The organism is Deinococcus sonorensis KR-87 (assembly GCF_040256395.1).
GTDB lineage: Bacteria > Deinococcota > Deinococci > Deinococcales > Deinococcaceae > Deinococcus > Deinococcus sonorensis.
In genome coordinates this window covers 2,525,335-2,541,549 of the sequence record NZ_CP158299.1, presented here as the reverse complement: position 1 = coordinate 2,541,549, position 16,215 = coordinate 2,525,335, and the positions used below count along the sequence as shown (strand labels likewise).

The following is a 16,215-nucleotide window of genomic DNA, read 5'->3' as shown; positions in this document are numbered from 1 at the left end:
GGCGCGGCCGGCCCTTCTAAAAGGCGGCCGGTACAGTGGCAGTCTCAGCTCAGGCCACTACAACTTCCAGAACCGACACCGACATGGCGGGCAGCGTCAACCGGACTGTGGTTCCGTCCACGGTGATGCGCTCCAGAGGCCGTGGAACCACGGTTTCCGGATGGTCGAAGCTGTTGTGCGCGTCCTTCATGCGCCCCTCCAGGCATTCGCCGCTGACCTGCAGCTCTCCAGCACCCAGCCCGCGCACATCGAGAATCAGGTCGGCCGATTCATCAAGCGTTGCGTTGCACACGCTGATATGAATCCGTCCGGCGTCGTCGCGGCTCCCTGAGACAGAGAGTGGAGGGTAGGGGGACACGTTGTTGCCCGGCTCTGGCACCGTATGCGTGTCGATCAGTTGGGCATCCTGATGGACCCGATACATCCGAAACACGTGGTACGTCGGCGTCAACACCATGCGGGCGCCCTCGGTCAGGATCACGGACTGCAAGACGTTCACCAGCTGGGCGAGGTTGGCCATCACCACCCGCTCGCAGTGGTGGTTGAAGATGTTCAGTGAGATGCCGGCCACCAGGGCGTCGCGGATGCTGTTCTGCTGATACAGGAAGCCGGGATTGGTGCCGGGCTCCACATCAAACCAGGTGCCCCACTCGTCCACGATCATGCCGATGCGGCGCTGCGGGTCGTACCGGTCCATGATGGCTGAATGGTTGGTGATCAGCTCGTCCATGAACCAGGCCTTGCGGATCGTGGCGTGCCACTCGTCGTCGGCAAAGCCAGTGGCTGGTCCTTTGTGTTGCCAGGTGTCGCCGGGCACAGTGTAGTAATGCAGGCTGATCGCATCCATGTATGGGTGCGCGTTGTGCATCACGGTTTCCATCCACCGGTAGTCATCGACATTCGGGCCGCAAGCCACCTTGTAGACCCGGTTGTCGCCGAAGCTCCGCACATAGGTCTGGTAGCGCCGGTATTCATCAGCGTAATACTCCGGGCGCATGTTGCCGCCGCAGCCCCAGTTCTCGTTGCCCACCCCGAAATACCGGACCTTCCACGGGTCAGTGCGCCCATGGCGACGGCGGAGGTCGGCCATCGGGGATTCGCCGTCAAAGGTCATGTACTCCATCCACTCGGACATTTCCTGAACCGTGCCGCTGCCGACGTTGCCACAGATGTAAGGCTCGCAATTCAGCAGCTCGCATAGCCGCAGAAACTCGTGCGTGCCAAAGTGATTGTTCTCCACCACCCCGCCCCAGTGGGTATTCACCATCCGCTTGCGCGCTTCTCGCGGGCCGATACCGTCTTTCCAGTGGTATTCGTCAGCGAAGCAGCCGCCTGGCCAGCGCAACACGGGCATCTGCAGGTCGCGCAGGGCGGTCAGAACGTCGTTTCGAAGACCCTCGGTGTTGGGGATAGGGGAGTCTTCGCCCACCCACAGGCCTTCGTAGATCCCACGGCCGAGATGCTCCGAGAAGTGGCCGTAAATGTTGCGGTTGATGGTGCCCCTGGTGATGTCGGCGTTAATGACGACCTTCGCGTGCATAAGCTCCTCCAAGATTGGGTGGCGTAAGGGTGTCAGGATGCGACAAAAGAACGGGGCAACCCGTTTTTCCGGACCGCATTATGGTGTGATCGTTCACAGCGTAATGAGCTACTTGCTCCATGTCAACCCACCAACGGAGGAGCGCAGGTCTACCAGAGTAAAAGCGAAGTTGAAGGAGCAGTAGAGCTTTTGATGACCGACAAGGCCCGGCTTATAAGTGAAAAACTGTTGTCGGAATTGGCTTACTGGAGGCTCACAATGCCTTTTATTCAACTTGGCTGGATGCCCTTGATTGTGAACGGAGCAATGCTCTGCCTTCAATATAGCGATAGGCAAAGAAGTATCGTAAGCAGCTGAATGTTCGTGCCAATTCCCACGAACAGCTACTCAAACGGACCGGGAAACGATGGTTTTCTTTCATGATCTCCGATCTGCCGCCGGCAAACACTGAATAGTGGATTGTCAACAAAGGTCAGGGGCATCGGGTAGGCTAGGCCATGAAGCTGAGATACGCGGTGTATCTGGATGACGAGCAACGCGACGCCCTCAAGCGCCTGCTGAGCGCGGGCAAGACCCATGCTCGTCGCCTCACCCACGCTCGCATTCTCCTGGCGGCCGATAAGAACGGCCCTGCTCATTCCGATCAGGAGATCGTTGAGTTCTGCACGTCAGTGATAACACCGCGTTCCGTGTTCGAAAGCGCTTCGTCGAAGGCGGCCTGGAGCACGCGCTCAACCACATGCACCCTCAGCACCTCAAGCCGCACACCCTGTCACCAGAAGCTGAAGCGCACCTCATCGCGCTCGCGTGCACGCCCGAGAAGGGTCAGTCCAGGATGTCGCTGCGTCTCCTTGCCGACAAGATGGTCGAGCTCGGGCACGTGGAGACAGTCAGTCACGAGACCGTGCGCAAAGCGCTGAAAAAAACGCGCTCAAACCGCATCTGAAGGAGCAGTGGGTCATCCCACCCCTCCAGAACGCTGCGTTCGTGGCCGCGATGGAGGATGTGCTGGATCTGTACGCCAGACCCTACAACGCGTTCTTCCCGGTGGTGTGCTTCGATGAACGGCCCTGCCAGCTGATTGACGACGTCATGACGCCGTTGCCCCTGAAGCCAGGTCAACCGGAACGGTTTGACGACGAGTACGTCCGAAACGGGACTGCGAACGTGTTCGGGATGCTTGAACCCCTGACCGGGAGACGCTGGCTCAGGGTGACCGAGCAGCGCACGAAGCGTGACTTCGCTCACGCGATCAAGCACGTCGTCAACGTGCTTTACCCTGAGGCCGTGCTGATTCGGGTCGTACTGGACAACCTCAACACGCATTCGCTGGCGGCGTTGTACGAGACGTTTCCGGCGGCGGAGGCCCGATGCCTGGCGAAGAAGCTGGAGTTCCACTTCACACCGAAGCGCGGCAGTTGGCTGAACGCCGTGGAGATTGAGTTTGCGGCACTTTCGAAACAGTGTCTGGATCGGCGCATTGGGAGGATCGAGCGGTTGCGGGAGGAGGTAGAGGCGTGGTGTGAGCGTCGGAACGCACGGGGCGTGAAGGTGGAGTGGCGGTTTACCGCGGAGGTGGCCCGTACGAAACTGGACCACCTCTACCCCTCAAATCAAAATTGACAATCCACTAGAGGCAATTGGCGGATCGGCCACAGTGATGTGGCAATGCGCACCTGTGTACCGAATAGCATCTTGACCCGGTCGCCAGAATAGACATTCAGCTGATGTGAGTGGGTCATCACCTGCCTGTGATTGGAGAGAAGAGTGAAGTACTGACGAGGTGAGGTTGACCGGCTGAAAATGAAGGATAGTTTTATCCGGCACAAACAGGAAAAGACCGCGCTGGGCGGTCTTTTGTCTTGGAGCCAGAGGTCGGATTTGAACCGACGACCTACTGATTACGAATCAGTTGCTCTACCCCTGAGCTACACTGGCGGGTATTTTCCCCCTGCTGGAGCGAGTGTACGCGCCTGGAGAGGTCGTGGCAACTTCAGTCTGTCCAGGTGAGACCTGGTCAGCCGCGTTTGTTGCTGCGACAAGATAGCGGCTTCCGAGAGAAAAAGAAACCCCCCATTGGACTCCTGATGGGTTGCAGAGCATCCACCAGATCAGTCGACCACTAAGGTTACACTTGCACGCATTCGACGAAACAGCTGTTCAGAGCTGACCAGGACACCCACGATCATGAAAGCGCGAAGCCAATTTGCTGCAGTCATGGCCACGCTTCAGCCCTTGCAACCTGAGCCACTCCCATACGGTCTGCAGAGCCATGGTGTCACTCTGCCTGATGGAGCTGGATATGCATTGCCAAAACCCGAAGGTCGCCGTGACTGCTCCAGTACAGTAGTGAACCGAAATCCCGTCAAGTCAATGCACTGTACTGCCGCTGTACAACCGACCACGAATTGGGACAACGGCCTTGCCCTGCTGCCGGCTGAACACGGGCTCTTTTAATCCCACGGTCCGATGTCGTGCGACAAGGTGGACTCCTGCTCGCATCGTTCAGCTGGGCATGGGAAGGGAGAAGCTGAAGGTGGCGCCGACGTCTACCGTTCCCTGGGCGAAGACCCGGCCGCCATGCTTCAGGATGATGCGACGCACGATGGCCAGGCCGACGCCCACGCCCTGAAAGTCACGCTCCGGATGCAGCCGCTGGAACACCCCGAACAGCCGCTGTGCATACTGGGGCTGGAAGCCCACACCGTTGTCCTGCACATGGATGACCCATTCCCCAGGCTGTTCATCGGCCCAGACGCTGATCCGGCTGATCTCCCGCGTGCTGGAGTACTTGACCCCGTTACTGATCAGGTTGGTCATCACCTGTTGCAGCATCGTCGCGTCGCCCCACACGGTGGGGAGTCGGCTGATCTGCCAGTGGATGGGGCGATCAGGGTATTCGAGCCCCACATCGTTCTGGGCCTGCGTGACCAGCTTCTGCAGCGGCACGCGGCGCGGCTTGAGGTTGGCCCGGCCCGCCTGTGAGAGCACCAGCATGCCGTCGATCATGCTGGTCATGCGTTCGCCGGCCTGTTCGATGATGGTCAGGTGACGGCCGACCCGGTCGTTCTGGTGGGTCGCCAGATCCTTCTGGGCCAGCCGGGCAAAGCTCATCACGTGGCGCACCGGGGTCCGGAGGTCGTGGGAGGTGGAGTACGTGAACGCTTCCAGTTCCTCGTTCGCAGCTGATAGCTCGCGTGTCTGGATGTCCAGGGTGTCGCGCTGCTCCTGCAGCATCCGGGTCTGCCGGGCACGGAGCAGGGCCAGGTCGAGGCTGCGGCCCACCGCACGGAAAATCCCCCGTGCCCGTTCGTCCCAGCTCAGCGACGTGCGCGAGCCGACCATCAGGACGCTCTGCAGTTCACCTTCCACAAAATAGGGATAGCCCGCCACGGCCAGATAGATGCCTGTCTCGCGGATCAGCAACCCCGTGTCGTTCCAGTGATCAATGAAGGCGGCCGTATTCTGCTTCAGCAGCAGAGCAATGCTGGAGTTGACCAGGGGAAACCCGCCCTGCAGGAGGGAGACGAGCGTCTCGTCATCAACTTCACTCCACGCCCGCGCCTTGAACAGGTCTCCGTCGCGCTCAAAATAGGCGGCGTCCACGTCACAGGTATCCGCGAGCAGGGTGATGGCCTGGCGCACCAGCATCTGAACGTCCGTTTCGCCGCCCACAGCCTCGGTGAAGCGTGTGAAGGCCTCCAGCGCGGCCCGTTCCTCCTCCAGGTCCCGTGCCTGGGCAGAGCGGTCCAGGGCCAGCTCCAGACTCCGGACCACCGTCTCCAGCAGCACCCGGTCCACCTTCGACCAGGCCCGCTGATGAAACAGGCCGAGCGCGAGCACGCCGGCCGGACGACCTCCCACACGCACCGGCAGGGTTGCCGTCGCCCCGATATGGCCCACCACCATGGACAGCTGATCGGTGTCGTGGTGATACACGTCCTGAAAGTACGGCTGACCCGTGGTCCAGGGGGTCAGCAGGTTCTGCGTCTCTGCATAGGGCAGTCCAGCGTCGACGGTCGCCTGCAGCTCCGGAGACTGCAGATCACCAAGCTGCATCCGGCAACGCCAGAGGTCGCCCTGCGGTTCGTAGTACAGGGCAAACCCGTCCGGGAGCATCGACATCGCCACCTCCTGGGCGCGCCGGACCAGCAGAAGCGGCTCGGTGGAGAGCGCCAGGTCACGGGTCAGGTCCGCGAACACCTGCAGGGCGCGGGTCTGCGCGGCAAGTTCCGCGTTCTGCTGCGAGAGCCGCTGCACCGCTTCGGCGCGTTCGATGGCCAGATTCAGGCCCCGGCCGACCGCCCGCACCAGCGCCCGGTCCGCCCCAGTCCAGCGCTGGCTGTGGCGCAGGCCGACGGACAGCATCGACCACACCACGCCTTCAACCACCACCGGATAATTGGCCACCGCGCCGTACTCCCCGGTGGTGGCGAGCTGCTCCTGTTCGGCGTTCCAGCCCTCCCGAAACTCCGGCTGCCGGGTGTGGAGCACCCGTGCGATCATCGGCGTCTCTGGAGTGAGTCCGCTGGCGATCAGGGCGGCCACCTGTGGAGTCACGTCCTGGCTCCAGACCCGCGCCTTCCACCGACCGTTCTCCGGTTCGTAATAGCCGATGCTGGCATCCGGAAACCGCGCTCTGAGCACCTCGATGGCCTGACGCGCCAGGGCCAGCAGGTCGGTCTCGGTTCCAATGGCGTCGCTGAAGGCCATGAAGGCGTCCTGAGCGCGGGCCGCCATCTCGATCTGCCGGGTCCGGCCCTGGAGCCGATCCAGCTGTTCGAGGCCCACGGCCCGCCCCAGTGCCACTGCCCCCTGTCCCGCCAGGGTCCCGAGAAATAGTCGCTCTGGCTCTGTGAAGGTGTGCGGCGCGTGGTAGTCCAGCACCAGCACGCCCAGGGCTTGCCCGTCCAGCAGCATCGGAACGGCCGCTTGAGCGCCAGGTCCGGCCGCCTGCTCCGCTGAACGGCCCGGGCGCGAAGCAGGACCCTCGACATACTGTGCCTGCCCGCACCTGAAGGCCGTGTGCGCCAGCAGCCCGTCAGCATCCGAACCCCCCGGGAGGTTGTCCGGGGAACCGCTGCTGGCCGCCACCGCCAGGCCGCCTGTCTGTTCGTCCGGCAGCAGCACCACACTCGCCGCAGCATCGAGTGCCGCCAGGGACCCGGCCACCATGACCTTCAGGACGGCGCCTCGGGTCCTGGCAGAGGCCAGGTCACCCAGCACGTGATGAAGGTGCCCGGTCAGGGCGGCTGAAGCGCCCCTGAGCGCCTCCGGTGATGACGACATGCGCCCAGCATAGCGTGGCGTGCCCGACGGCCCGTCTACACGGCATGAACACGGGCCTTCTGACCGTACCGGCAGGCCGTTTGACAGTGTGCGCGCCCCAAACCAGCAGGCAACAAAAAAGCCCCGTCTGTGACGGGGCCGAACTCGTGTGGTGGCAAAGGGCGGACTTGAACCGCCGACCCAACGATTTTCAGTCGTTTGCTCTACCAGCTGAGCTACTTTGCCGTGCTTGCCCCGAGGGTTCAGGGCTTGGCGGTCCGGACGGGATTTGAACCCGCGACCTTCTGCGTGACAGGCAGATATGCTAACCGCTACACTACCGGACCAGGCCTGGCGCCATCTTTGTGGTGCCCGCCGCTTTCGCAGCGGGTCTAAGGATAGCCGCGCCCCCCCAGCTTGTCAACACTGCTGCTCAGCGAAGCGCCGCGGCCGCCCGCAGGGCCGCACCCGCGTTCAGGATTCCCGTGCCGCATCGGTGGTCCGGGCTCGCCGGGTCACAGGTGCCGCCCGGAAACGCCGCAGCGGTCTGCTCCAGCACTTGCCGCAGCTGGGCCGGCGTGAGCGTGGGACGCAGGCCCAGCATCAGGCTGGCCACGCCGGTCACGTGGGGCGCGGCGAAACTCGTGCCGTTCTTGCGCGTCACCTGTCCCTGACTTACCATCGGCACGCCGTCCTGCGCGTCTCCACCGGGGGCCGCCAGCCCCACGCTCAGGCCCCAGTTGGCGTACGCCGGGCGGTGCCCACTGCGGTCCACCGCCGTGACCGTCAGCACGTTCGGACAGCCGGCAGGGGTGTAGCCGGCCGCGTCCTGGCCATCGTTGGCGGCCCCCGCGATCACCAGCGTGCCGCGGGCGGTCACGTCCTGAATCGCTCTCTGAATACGCGCGTCGCAGCCGGTCAGCGGAATGAAGTCAGCATAGAGGCTCAGGTTCAGCAGTCGGGCGGGGTTCGGGTTGACCGGCGCGCCGTCCACCCGCAGGCCGGCGGTCCAGCGGATGGCGTCGGCGAGGTCCTGCGGGTCGATCATGCCGTCGGTGCCGGCCACCCGCACCTCCACGATGCGGGCCGCCGGATTGATGCCGGCCATGCCCTGGCCGTTGTGAGATGCGCCGATCAGGTTGGCGACCACCTCCGCGTGATATGCGAGCGGACCCACCCCGCTGGCGTTGCGGTCGCGGCCGTCGCCGTCGCCGCTGCGTGCCGGGTCCGACACGAAATCGTAGCCGTTGATCGCCCGGCTGCCCAGTTCGCTGCTCGCCACATACCCGGTATCCAGCACGCCCACCGTGACCGACGCGCCGGAGCGCACCCGCCAGGCGTCCGGCATCCCGATCTGGGTCAGATTCCACTGCTGCGGATACAGCGGGTCGGTCGGCTGCTGCATGGCTGGAACGGACGGTGTGGTGGGCAGAACCGTGACCCGGATGGCGGCAGACAGGCCCGCCAGGGTCAGGACGGTGGGCAGCAGGGCGGCAAGGCGGCGGACACGCAGAGAGGACACGCCCGCATTGTGCCGCCCGCAGCTGACGGGCGGCTGAGCCGCTAGCATTCGCACATGACCACTTCTCACATGCAGGCGGCAGAACGGCGCACGGTGGTGCTGCTGACCGGAGCGTCCAGCGGCATCGGCGCGGCGACGGCGAACGAACTGGCAGGCCGAGGCTACGCCCTGCTGCTGACCGGGCGGCGCAGCGGCGCGCTGGACGACCTCGCCCGTCGCCTCGACCCCACCGGCCAGCGGGTGGCGGTGCAGGCGGGCGACGTCACCGTGGACGCGGACCGGCGCCGGATGGTTCAGGCGGCGCTCGACCGCTTCGGGCGGGTGGATGTGCTGATCAACAATGCCGGCGTGAGCATCGCGCATGGGGCGTGGTGGGACGACCCGGATCCGATCCGGGTGCTGCACACCAACCTGACGGCGCCCATCGAGCTAACCCGGCTGGTGTTGCCGGCCATGCGGGAACGGCGCGGCGGGCACATCGTGAATATCGGCTCGGTGGCGGGGCGGGTGGCGACGCACGGCATGTACTCGGCCAGCAAGTATGGCCTGCGCGGCTTCTCGCTGGCGCTGCGCCGTGAACTGCTGGGCAGCGGCGTGCAGGTGAGTCTGGTGTCGCCGGGCTTCGTGCGTACCGAGCTCACCCAGGACGCCAGACTCCCGATGCCCGGCCCGGAGGGGGTGGCCAGGGCCATCGCGGACGTGCTGGAGCGCCCGCGCCGCGAGGTGGTGTCGCCCGCGTGGTACGGCCCGCTGTCGGTGATCGAGGGGGTGCTGCCGGGGGTGGCGGACCGGGTGATGCAGGTCATCCGTGCCCGCCGCTACGGTTGAGGCCTGGTTCAGGCAGCCGGCACGGCCACCCGCTAGACTGACCGGGTGAGCCGTCACCCCGCCGTGCCTGCGTCTGAACTGGTGGCTGTCCGGTCCGGCCCTCTCCGGCTTCCCGGAGCGTGGCGGTGAGTGTCTTCCGTACCCTGACGCCGGTGCTGGAGCGGGCGCTGCAGACGGTGGACCAGCGCTTCAGCCGCTTTATCCAGCCACGCCGGCTGCGCGGCAAGATCATCATCCTGAGCTACTGCGGCTGGGGCACCCCGCAGCGGGTGGAACTGACCGGCCGGGTGGTGCTGCCGCGCACCCTCCACCCTCCGCAGAACGCCGACCCGCGCTGGCGCAACTTCGCCAACGTGCTGCGCCGGCTGTCCTCGCGGGAGGTGGGCGGCGTGGGTGTGGACGGCACGCTGGGCGGCGCCTCGGCCCACGCCGAGTCGGACGCGGACGGGTACTTCACGCTGGTCTTCGAGGCGAAGGAGCCGTTTCAAGCCGGCTGGCAGAGCGCCGAGCTGCAGCTGACCGGTCGCAACCGGATGACCCACGGCTGGGTGCAGGTGGTGGATCAGGCCCGCTTCGGGGTGATCAGCGACCTGGACGACACGGTGATCCGCTCGGACGTGACCAGTCTGCCGCGCATGCTGATGACGGTGCTGACCGGCAACGCCCGCTCGCGCTCCCCGTTTCCCGGCGTCGGCTCGCTGTACCGGGCGCTGACCCGCGACGGTCGGCGGCGCAATCCGGTGTTCTACGTGTCGAGCAGTCCGTGGAATTTCTTTGACCTGCTGTGGCAGTTTCTGGATTACCGCCGCATCCCGCTCGGCCCGATGTTCCTGCGCAACTGGGGGGCCGAGCTGCTGCACGGCCACAACAGCTACAAGCACCGGGTCATTGACCGCATCCTGCGCGCCTATCCTCATCTGCCGTTCGTGCTGGTGGGCGATAGTGGCGAGAAGGACCCGGAGATCTATGCCGAGGTGGTGCGGCGCTTTCCCGGCCGGGTGCTGGGCGTGTACATCCGCGACGTGACCGCCGGACGCGGCGACGAGCGGGTGCTGCGGCTGCGCGATGAGCTGCAGCGGCTCGGGGTGGACATGGTGCTGGCCCGCGACAGCTTCGCGGCCGCCGCCCACGCCATGGCCCTGGGGCTGATTACACCGGGTGAACTGCGCAGCGTGGCCGAGTCGGTGGAGCGCTGGCAGCACGGCCTGATCAAGATGTGAACCTGAGCAGGAAGCCGAATGTCTGGGGGTTCACCCCGGCAATCATGAACCTGCCATATCAGGGAAACGGCTTCACCGGACCTTGCACATTCTGGGGCTGGCCTTCGCTGAGGCTGCGCTGAACCTCGGGCACAGGACCTCACGCTGTGAAGCAGGAGAGGCGCGACCAGGCGCTCCCTGCATCACCGGAGGTCATATGTTCAGGAACATCAGGATCCTTGCCGCCCACCGTCTGCCCCGCACCCTCCTGGCCCTCAGCGTGGCCGGCATGATCGCCGCTCCCAGCATGGCGGCCGGTCAGGGCACGCCGAGCACGGCCACACCCACGCGTCCACCAGCCGCTCAGGCCGCGCCCCGTCAGGGAGTTCCCACCTCCCTGCAGGTCAGCTACTACGCCGGAGATCCGCTTGCCGGAGGAAAACTGCTCCAGACGGTCACGCTGAAGCCGCCTCAACAGGGCGCCGGGCCGATGACGTCTCAGCAGGCGCCGGGCCAGCCGGGCGCTCAGCAGGGTCATCGGGGCACCGGGGCGACTCCGGACCGGCAGGACCCGGTCCACGCCAGTGCTCCGGCGGGTGCCACCTTTGCCGTGATCCGGGATGGACGCGGCGGAGCGCGCATCGTGGACCTGTCGCAGCCGATGCAGGGGCCCGGCGGGATCGGCCCGCGGATGCAGGGTCCGGCCGGTCCGGATCAGGGGGGCCGTGGACCGGGCACTCCCGGCCGCGGAGGTCAGAACCCGGGCGACCCCCAGGGCAACTGAGCCCACCTGCCCCACCCCTGAGGGCCGGGATTGACGGTGTGAGGCCGACATGAGAGTGTACGGAGCAGAGTGCAACTCAGGAGGTTTCATGACGTCACCGGTCCGCTCCCTGTCGGTCTCGCTGCTCATGCTGGCCTGCACTGTTCCCCTGGCCCTCGCTGTGCCCACGGTGCGGCCCGGCTACGCGGTCGGGCGGATCACTCGTCCGGATGGTCAGCCGGTCGCGGGGGCCGTCGTCCGGGTCGAGGGCACCAACGATCTCGGCGGGCTGCAGAGCTTCACCGCCAACACGGACGCGCAGGGGTACTACGAGCAGCGGCTGGTGGGCGGGATCTACCGGATTCAGGCCTGGGTGCCGCGCAGCTACAACGGCGTCACCGGCTACATCCTGAGCGCCGAACCGACCCAGGGCGGCGACGATGATGAATTCGACACGCACAAGGGGGGCATCCGGCGCGACTTCGTGTGGAAAACCCAGGGCCTCAAGCCGGGCCGGCAGCCGGGACCGGGCAAGAACTACTACGGCGGCTGGGGCCAGGTGCTGCTGGGGTCCCCGAAGTCCGATGACCGGCCGGCCTTTGCCCGCTTTCCCACCGACGCCCGGGTAGAACTCACCTTCACGCCGGCCGGCCCGCTGGTGGACGGCCGGACCGGGCGCGCCGTCACCGTCACCCTCGCCGGGGTCAACCCCAAGACGCTCTCCGAGGTCAACGACTGGGGCAGCGCGGCCCTCGGAACGTACCAGGACATGCCCACCGGGCGGTACACCGTCACGGCCCGGTTCATCACGCCGGCGGGCGCGGTGCCGGCCCGGGTGGGCGCGTACGTGATGAGCGGCGCGGTGGGCGGGGCCACCGTGTGGCTGGCGCCGGCGGCGCAGCAGGTGATCCAGTGGCAGCCGAACCTGACCGACCTGACCGCCCGCAGCGTGCAGGACATCAACCTGTACGTCCTGCCCTGAGCCGGGCGCCGTGGCCTTCCAGCCGAGCCGGGCCACGCGGATGCGGCTGCGGTGTGCGGCAACAAAGAAGGCCCTCCGCTGGGAGGGCCTTTGTCCGTGGTGGGCGGTGAGGGATTCGAACCCCCGACCCGTCGCGTGTAAAGCGAAAGCTCTACCGCTGAGCTAACCGCCCGCGCCCGGCACTATAGGCGGCAAAGCTGAGGCGGGTCAAGCGGGGTCGGGAGCCGGCTGGAAGCCGCCGATCCGCTGGTGCAGGTCCTGGGCCAGCGAGAGCAGCCGCACGTCGCTCCAGGCGGGCCCGCACAGCTGCAGCCCCACCGGGACCCCGGCCGCCAGCCCCACCGGCACGCTCACGCTGGGATACCCCGCTTTGGCGCCCACCGCGGCGCCCAGGTACTTGGGAAAGACCAGAGCCTGCAGGCCCTGCTCGAACCAGGGGTCCAGGCCCTCCGGGCCGCTCAGCCGCAGGTCGCGGGCCCTGGAGAGCTCGTAGGCGCGTTCCGACAGGTCGCCGCGTGTTCCCTGGGCCGCCTGGAGCAGCGTCATGCCGTAGCGCTGCAGGGTCTCCGGGTCCTCGTCGCTCCGCTCAATCACCTCCGCCAGGCTGCGCGGCCCCTGCGTCACGCCGCTCAGGTACCGGTTCAGGTCGTGCTTGAACTCGTACACCAGCACGTCCAGCAGCCAGCCCTCCAGCTCGGCGGCGCTGCTCAGCTGCACGTCGCTCAGCACCGCTCCGGCCTCGCTCAGCACCTTGAGGGCGCTCTCCAGCTGCTCGCGTTCGGGCGCTGTCAACCGCTCCCAGGCGCCGTCGCGCACCACACCCAGCCGCGCCCCCTGGAGCGCGCCCGGCTGCAGCGTGAAGTCCAGCTGGGGCGCGGCCTGGCTGGCCGGGTCCTGCTCATCGGCGCCCTGCATCACCTGCATCAGCAGGGCCAGGTCGCCGGCCGAGCGGCCCATCGGCCCGGCGGTGTCCTGGCTGTGCGAGATCGGCACCACGCCGGTGCGCGGCACCAGCCCCACGGTCGGCTTCAGCCCGATCACCCCGTTCTGATGGGACGGCGAGAGGATGCTGCCGCTCGTCTCGGAGCCGATGGCGATCGGGGCCAGCCGGGCGGCCACCGCCGCGCCGCTGCCGCTGCTGCTGCCCCCGGTGTCGTGGCCGGCGCGCCAGGGGTTCACCGTCTGCCCGCCGTGTGAGCTGTAGCCGTTCGGCATGCCCAGCGTCATGAAGTTGGCCCACTCGGTCAGGTTGGCCTTCCCGATGATGATGGCGCCCGCCGCCCGAAGCCGAGCGGCCAGCGGGGCGTCGGCCGCCGGCTGGTGTTGCGCCATCAGGCGGCTGCCCGCGGTGGTGTGCAGCGGCGCAGCGGTGTCAACGTTGTCCTTGAGCAGCACCGGCACCCCGTGCAGCGGGCCGCGCTGCTCCTGGGGCAGCCGGTCCAGCCGCGCCGCCTCGTCGCGCGCCTGCGGGTTGACCTCCAGCACGGCCCGCAGCGCCGGGTTGAAGCGCTCGATGCGCCCCAGGTACAGCTCCACCACCGCACCGGCGGTCAGGCTGCCTTCCCTCAGTGCCGTGCTCAACTGTTCCACCGTCAGGCTCAGGATGTCCATATGGCCAACCATACGGCTTTTTGCCCGGCTGCCCAAGTGCGCTAGGCTCGCTGCTATGACCACCGATGCCGCACCCACCATCGCCTACCAGGGCAACCCTGGAGCCTACAGTGAAGTCGCTGCGCTGAACGCCCTGCCGGGCCAGCCGGTGAACACGCGCGGCTACGTCACCTTCCACGAGGTGCTGGCCGCCGTGAGCAGCGGCGAGTGCGATCTGGGCGTGATTCCGGTCGAGAACAGCCTGATGGGCGCCATCCTGCAGGCGGTGGACCTGCTGCTGGAAACCGAGCTGCACGTGGTGCGCGAGCTGACGGTGCGGGTGAGCCATACCCTGATGGCGCTGCCGGGCGTCACGCTCGGCGAGGTGAAGCGGGTGTACTCGCAGCAGCCGGCGCTGGACCAGTGCACCGGCTTTATCGAGCAGCACGGCCTGAAGGCGGTGGCCTCCCACGACACGGCCGGCAGTGCCAAGGACCTGGCGGAGCGCCGCACTCTGGACGAGGGCGTGATCGCCTCCAGCCGCGCCGCTGAGCTGTACGGCCTGGAGGTGCTGGCGCGCGGCATCGAGGACGAGCCATTCAACTACACTCGCTTCCTGGTGCTCTCGCGGCAGGTGCCGGAACCGAGCGACGTGCCGCACAAGACAAGCGTGGTGTTCGCGGTGCGTCACACGCCCGGTTTCCTGCTGGAGACCCTGGCGGAACTGCGCGGCCTGAACCTCTCCAAGATCGAGTCGCGGCCGCGCAAGGACCGGGCCTGGAGCTACCTGATCTACGTGGACATCGAGGGCAACGCCAACGACCCGGAAATGGCGCGGGCGCTGGGCGGGGTGCTGCGCCGCGCCGCCTTCGCGCGGGTGATCGGCAGCTATCCGCGCAGCCTGGAACCGATCGAACCCTGACCTACACCTCCGCGATCAGCTTGGGCGTGAAGCCCAGGCTGTCGGCGGCCACCAGATAGGCCGGAATGCCCTGCCACTCGCGCAGGCTGCGGCTCTGCGGTACCCCGTGCAGGTGGCCATAGACCACCGCGTCCGGGCGATACTGTTCGATCAGGTCGGTGAAGGCGGTGGGCGTGCCGCCCGGGCCGGTCGGCGGGTAGTGCAGCATCAGCACGTGAAAGGTGTCTGCCAGATCGGCCCCCAGCCGCCGGGCCGCCTCCAGCGACAGCCGCAGCCGCTCCTGTTCGCGCAGATAGATGGCCCGGTCTTCCGGCCCGAAGCTGTCGGCGCCGGGCGTGAGCCACCCGCGCGTGCCGGAGACCACCACCGGCCCGACGCGCAGCGCGTCGTTCTGCACCGCCAGCATCCGGGGCGGCAGGCTGGCCCGCAGCTTGCCGATGGCCGGCCACCAGTAGTCGTGGTTGCCGCGCAGCAGCACCTTGGTGCCGGGCAGGGCCGCCACCTGCACGAGGTCCTCCAGCGCGCCGGGCAGCCGCATGGCCCAGCTCAGGTCGCCCGGCAGCAGCACCAGATCGTCGTCGCCCACCACCGTGGGCCAGCGCTCGAAGATGGCCTGCGGATGGCCGGCCCAGCCGGGGCCGAAGACCGTCATCGGTTTGGGCGCGCTGATGGAAAGATGCAGGTCGGCGAGGGCAAATATACGCATGAAGGCTCCGGTCAGGAGGGAATGGGCAGGCCAGCAGAAGAGGCGACCCCCGCGAAGGAGCCGCCTCTGGTGTGGTCGGGGCGAGAGGATTTGAACCTCCGACCCCGTCGTCCCGAACGACGTGCGCTACCAAGCTGCGCTACGCCCCGAACCACTGTGCATCCTGTGCGTCAGGTGCAGCAGAAAGGATAGCCGCGCCAGGAGCGGGTGTCAAGCACCCCACCCGTCAGCGCACCTCCAGGGCCTCCAGCGCCTGTTGCAGCTGCGGCAGGTTCTGATACTGGACAGCGTGCATCCCGACGCTGCGCGCCGCCTCCACGTTCTGCGCCCGGTCGTCAATCATCACGGCCTCGTCCGCGTCCACACCGGCCAGATCCAGCGCCAGGCGGTAGATGGACGGATTGGGCTTCATGATGCCCAGGTAGCAGGAACTGTAGAAGCCGAGCAGGAATTCGTGGAGCTGCAGCTGCCGGATACGGTGGTCGTTGAGCGTCCGGCCCTCGTTGTTCAGGCTGTACATGCGCCAGCGCCCGGCCAGGGAGCGGGCATACGCCAGCGTTTCGGGGTGCGGCTCGCTCTGCTCCAGCATGGCGGTCACGAAGTCGGCGCGGGTAAACGGACGCGGACGGAAGAAGACCGTCTGGTCAAGGTAGGCGTCCAGCGTCAGCCGGCCCAGCTCCAGCTCCGAGACGATCAGCTTGTGCCGCTCCTGAAAGTCGGTGGCGTCCAGCCCGAAGCGCTGGACCACCTGCGCCCGCTGGTCCCGGTCCCAGCCGTTGGAGGCCAGCACCCCACCGATGTCCCAGAAAATCGCGCGTACAGGAGGCACAGTCATACCCGGAGCCTAGCGCGTAAGTGCAGAAGGGCGGGGCCGGCATTGCTCGCCGGCCCCGCC

At 66.8% G+C, this 16,215-nt stretch carries 11 protein-coding genes, 5 tRNA genes and 1 pseudogene; 6 read left to right on the top strand and 11 right to left on the bottom strand.

The window, feature by feature from the left end:
* Window positions 1–49: 49 nt before the first annotated feature.
* Window positions 50–1,540, bottom strand: a complete 1,491-nt coding sequence (locus ABOD76_RS17790) for an alpha-N-arabinofuranosidase (protein WP_350243294.1) — start codon at window positions 1,538–1,540, stop codon at window positions 50–52.
* 497 nt (window positions 1,541–2,037) lie between these two features.
* Between ABOD76_RS17790 and ABOD76_RS17785 the strand changes: the two are divergent.
* Window positions 2,038–3,163 (top strand): annotated as a pseudogene (locus ABOD76_RS17785) (IS630 family transposase).
* 240 nt (window positions 3,164–3,403) lie between these two features.
* On the opposite strand, the gene ABOD76_RS17780 reads toward ABOD76_RS17785, so the two are convergent.
* The 5 genes from ABOD76_RS17780 to ABOD76_RS17760 form a co-directional block, all read right to left on the bottom strand.
* Window positions 3,404–3,478, bottom strand: a tRNA-Thr gene (locus tag ABOD76_RS17780).
* Between the two features lie 567 nt (window positions 3,479–4,045).
* On the bottom strand, window positions 4,046–6,829 hold the full coding sequence (locus tag ABOD76_RS17775) for a GAF domain-containing protein (RefSeq protein ID WP_350243293.1): 2,784 nt from the start codon (window positions 6,827–6,829) through the stop codon (window positions 4,046–4,048).
* Window positions 6,830–6,978: 149 nt separating this feature from the next.
* Window positions 6,979–7,054: transfer RNA gene (locus ABOD76_RS17770), tRNA-Phe, on the bottom strand.
* Window positions 7,055–7,079: 25 nt separating this feature from the next.
* Window positions 7,080–7,155 (bottom strand) — tRNA-Asp (locus ABOD76_RS17765).
* An 86-nt stretch (window positions 7,156–7,241) separates the two neighbouring features.
* Entirely contained in the window at window positions 7,242–8,330 is a 1,089-nt protein-coding gene (locus tag ABOD76_RS17760; RefSeq protein ID WP_350243292.1) for a S8 family serine peptidase, read from the bottom strand.
* Window positions 8,331–8,384: 54 nt separating this feature from the next.
* Between ABOD76_RS17760 and ABOD76_RS17755 the strand changes: the two genes are divergently transcribed.
* The 4 genes from ABOD76_RS17755 to ABOD76_RS17740 all read left to right on the top strand — a co-directional run bounded on the left by ABOD76_RS17755 (window position 8,385) and on the right by ABOD76_RS17740 (window position 12,102).
* On the top strand, window positions 8,385–9,158 hold the full coding sequence (locus ABOD76_RS17755; protein ID WP_350243291.1) for an SDR family NAD(P)-dependent oxidoreductase: 774 nt from the start codon (window positions 8,385–8,387) through the stop codon (window positions 9,156–9,158).
* Window positions 9,159–9,283: 125 nt separating this feature from the next.
* Window positions 9,284–10,378, top strand: coding sequence for an App1 family protein (locus ABOD76_RS17750; RefSeq protein WP_350243290.1), 1,095 nt, complete (start codon window positions 9,284–9,286; stop codon window positions 10,376–10,378).
* 196 nt (window positions 10,379–10,574) lie between these two features.
* Window positions 10,575–11,141, top strand: a complete 567-nt coding sequence (locus ABOD76_RS17745; protein ID WP_350243289.1) for a hypothetical protein — start codon at window positions 10,575–10,577, stop codon at window positions 11,139–11,141.
* An 88-nt stretch (window positions 11,142–11,229) separates the two neighbouring features.
* Entirely contained in the window at window positions 11,230–12,102 is an 873-nt protein-coding gene (locus ABOD76_RS17740; protein ID WP_350243288.1) for a carboxypeptidase-like regulatory domain-containing protein, read from the top strand.
* Between the two features lie 97 nt (window positions 12,103–12,199).
* Here the strand turns inward: ABOD76_RS17740 and ABOD76_RS17735 are convergent.
* Window positions 12,200–12,274 (bottom strand) — tRNA-Val (locus ABOD76_RS17735).
* Window positions 12,275–12,309: 35 nt separating this feature from the next.
* A complete protein-coding gene (locus ABOD76_RS17730) occupies window positions 12,310–13,713 on the bottom strand; it encodes an amidase family protein (RefSeq protein WP_350243287.1) in 1,404 nt (467 codons plus the stop codon).
* 55 nt (window positions 13,714–13,768) lie between these two features.
* Here ABOD76_RS17730 and ABOD76_RS17725 point away from each other — a divergent pair, with 55 nt between their 5' ends.
* The gene (locus tag ABOD76_RS17725; RefSeq protein WP_350243286.1) at window positions 13,769–14,614 is read left to right on the top strand and encodes a prephenate dehydratase; all 846 of its coding nucleotides are present in this window, start codon (window positions 13,769–13,771) and stop codon (window positions 14,612–14,614) included.
* Between the two features lies 1 nt (window position 14,615).
* Here the strand turns inward: ABOD76_RS17725 and ABOD76_RS17720 are convergent, their stop codons facing one another.
* The 3 genes from ABOD76_RS17720 to ABOD76_RS17710 form a co-directional block, all read right to left on the bottom strand.
* Entirely contained in the window at window positions 14,616–15,320 is a 705-nt protein-coding gene (locus ABOD76_RS17720) for a metallophosphoesterase (RefSeq protein WP_350243285.1), read from the bottom strand.
* A gap of 72 nt (window positions 15,321–15,392) precedes the next feature.
* Window positions 15,393–15,469, bottom strand: a tRNA-Pro gene (locus tag ABOD76_RS17715).
* 77 nt (window positions 15,470–15,546) lie between these two features.
* Entirely contained in the window at window positions 15,547–16,155 is a 609-nt protein-coding gene (locus tag ABOD76_RS17710; RefSeq protein ID WP_350243284.1) for an HAD family hydrolase, read from the bottom strand.
* Window positions 16,156–16,215: the final 60 nt, after the last annotated feature.

Bases quoted from the DNA above. Each gene is read 5' to 3' on its own strand.
- ABOD76_RS17720 (WP_350243285.1), bottom strand. From the start codon at position 15,320: ATGCGTATATTTGCCCTCGCCGACCTGCATCTTTCCATCAGCGCGCCC.
- ABOD76_RS17740 (WP_350243288.1), top strand. From the start codon at position 11,230: ATGACGTCACCGGTCCGCTCCCTGTCGGTCTCGCTGCTCATGCTGGCC.
- ABOD76_RS17745 (WP_350243289.1), top strand. From the start codon at position 10,575: ATGTTCAGGAACATCAGGATCCTTGCCGCCCACCGTCTGCCCCGCACC.
- ABOD76_RS17755 (WP_350243291.1), top strand. From the start codon at position 8,385: ATGACCACTTCTCACATGCAGGCGGCAGAACGGCGCACGGTGGTGCTG.
- ABOD76_RS17775 (WP_350243293.1), bottom strand. From the start codon at position 6,829: ATGTCGTCATCACCGGAGGCGCTCAGGGGCGCTTCAGCCGCCCTGACC.
- ABOD76_RS17730 (WP_350243287.1), bottom strand. From the start codon at position 13,713: ATGGACATCCTGAGCCTGACGGTGGAACAGTTGAGCACGGCACTGAGG.
- ABOD76_RS17725 (WP_350243286.1), top strand. From the start codon at position 13,769: ATGACCACCGATGCCGCACCCACCATCGCCTACCAGGGCAACCCTGGA.
- ABOD76_RS17790 (WP_350243294.1), bottom strand. From the start codon at position 1,540: ATGCACGCGAAGGTCGTCATTAACGCCGACATCACCAGGGGCACCATC.
- ABOD76_RS17710 (WP_350243284.1), bottom strand. From the start codon at position 16,155: ATGACTGTGCCTCCTGTACGCGCGATTTTCTGGGACATCGGTGGGGTG.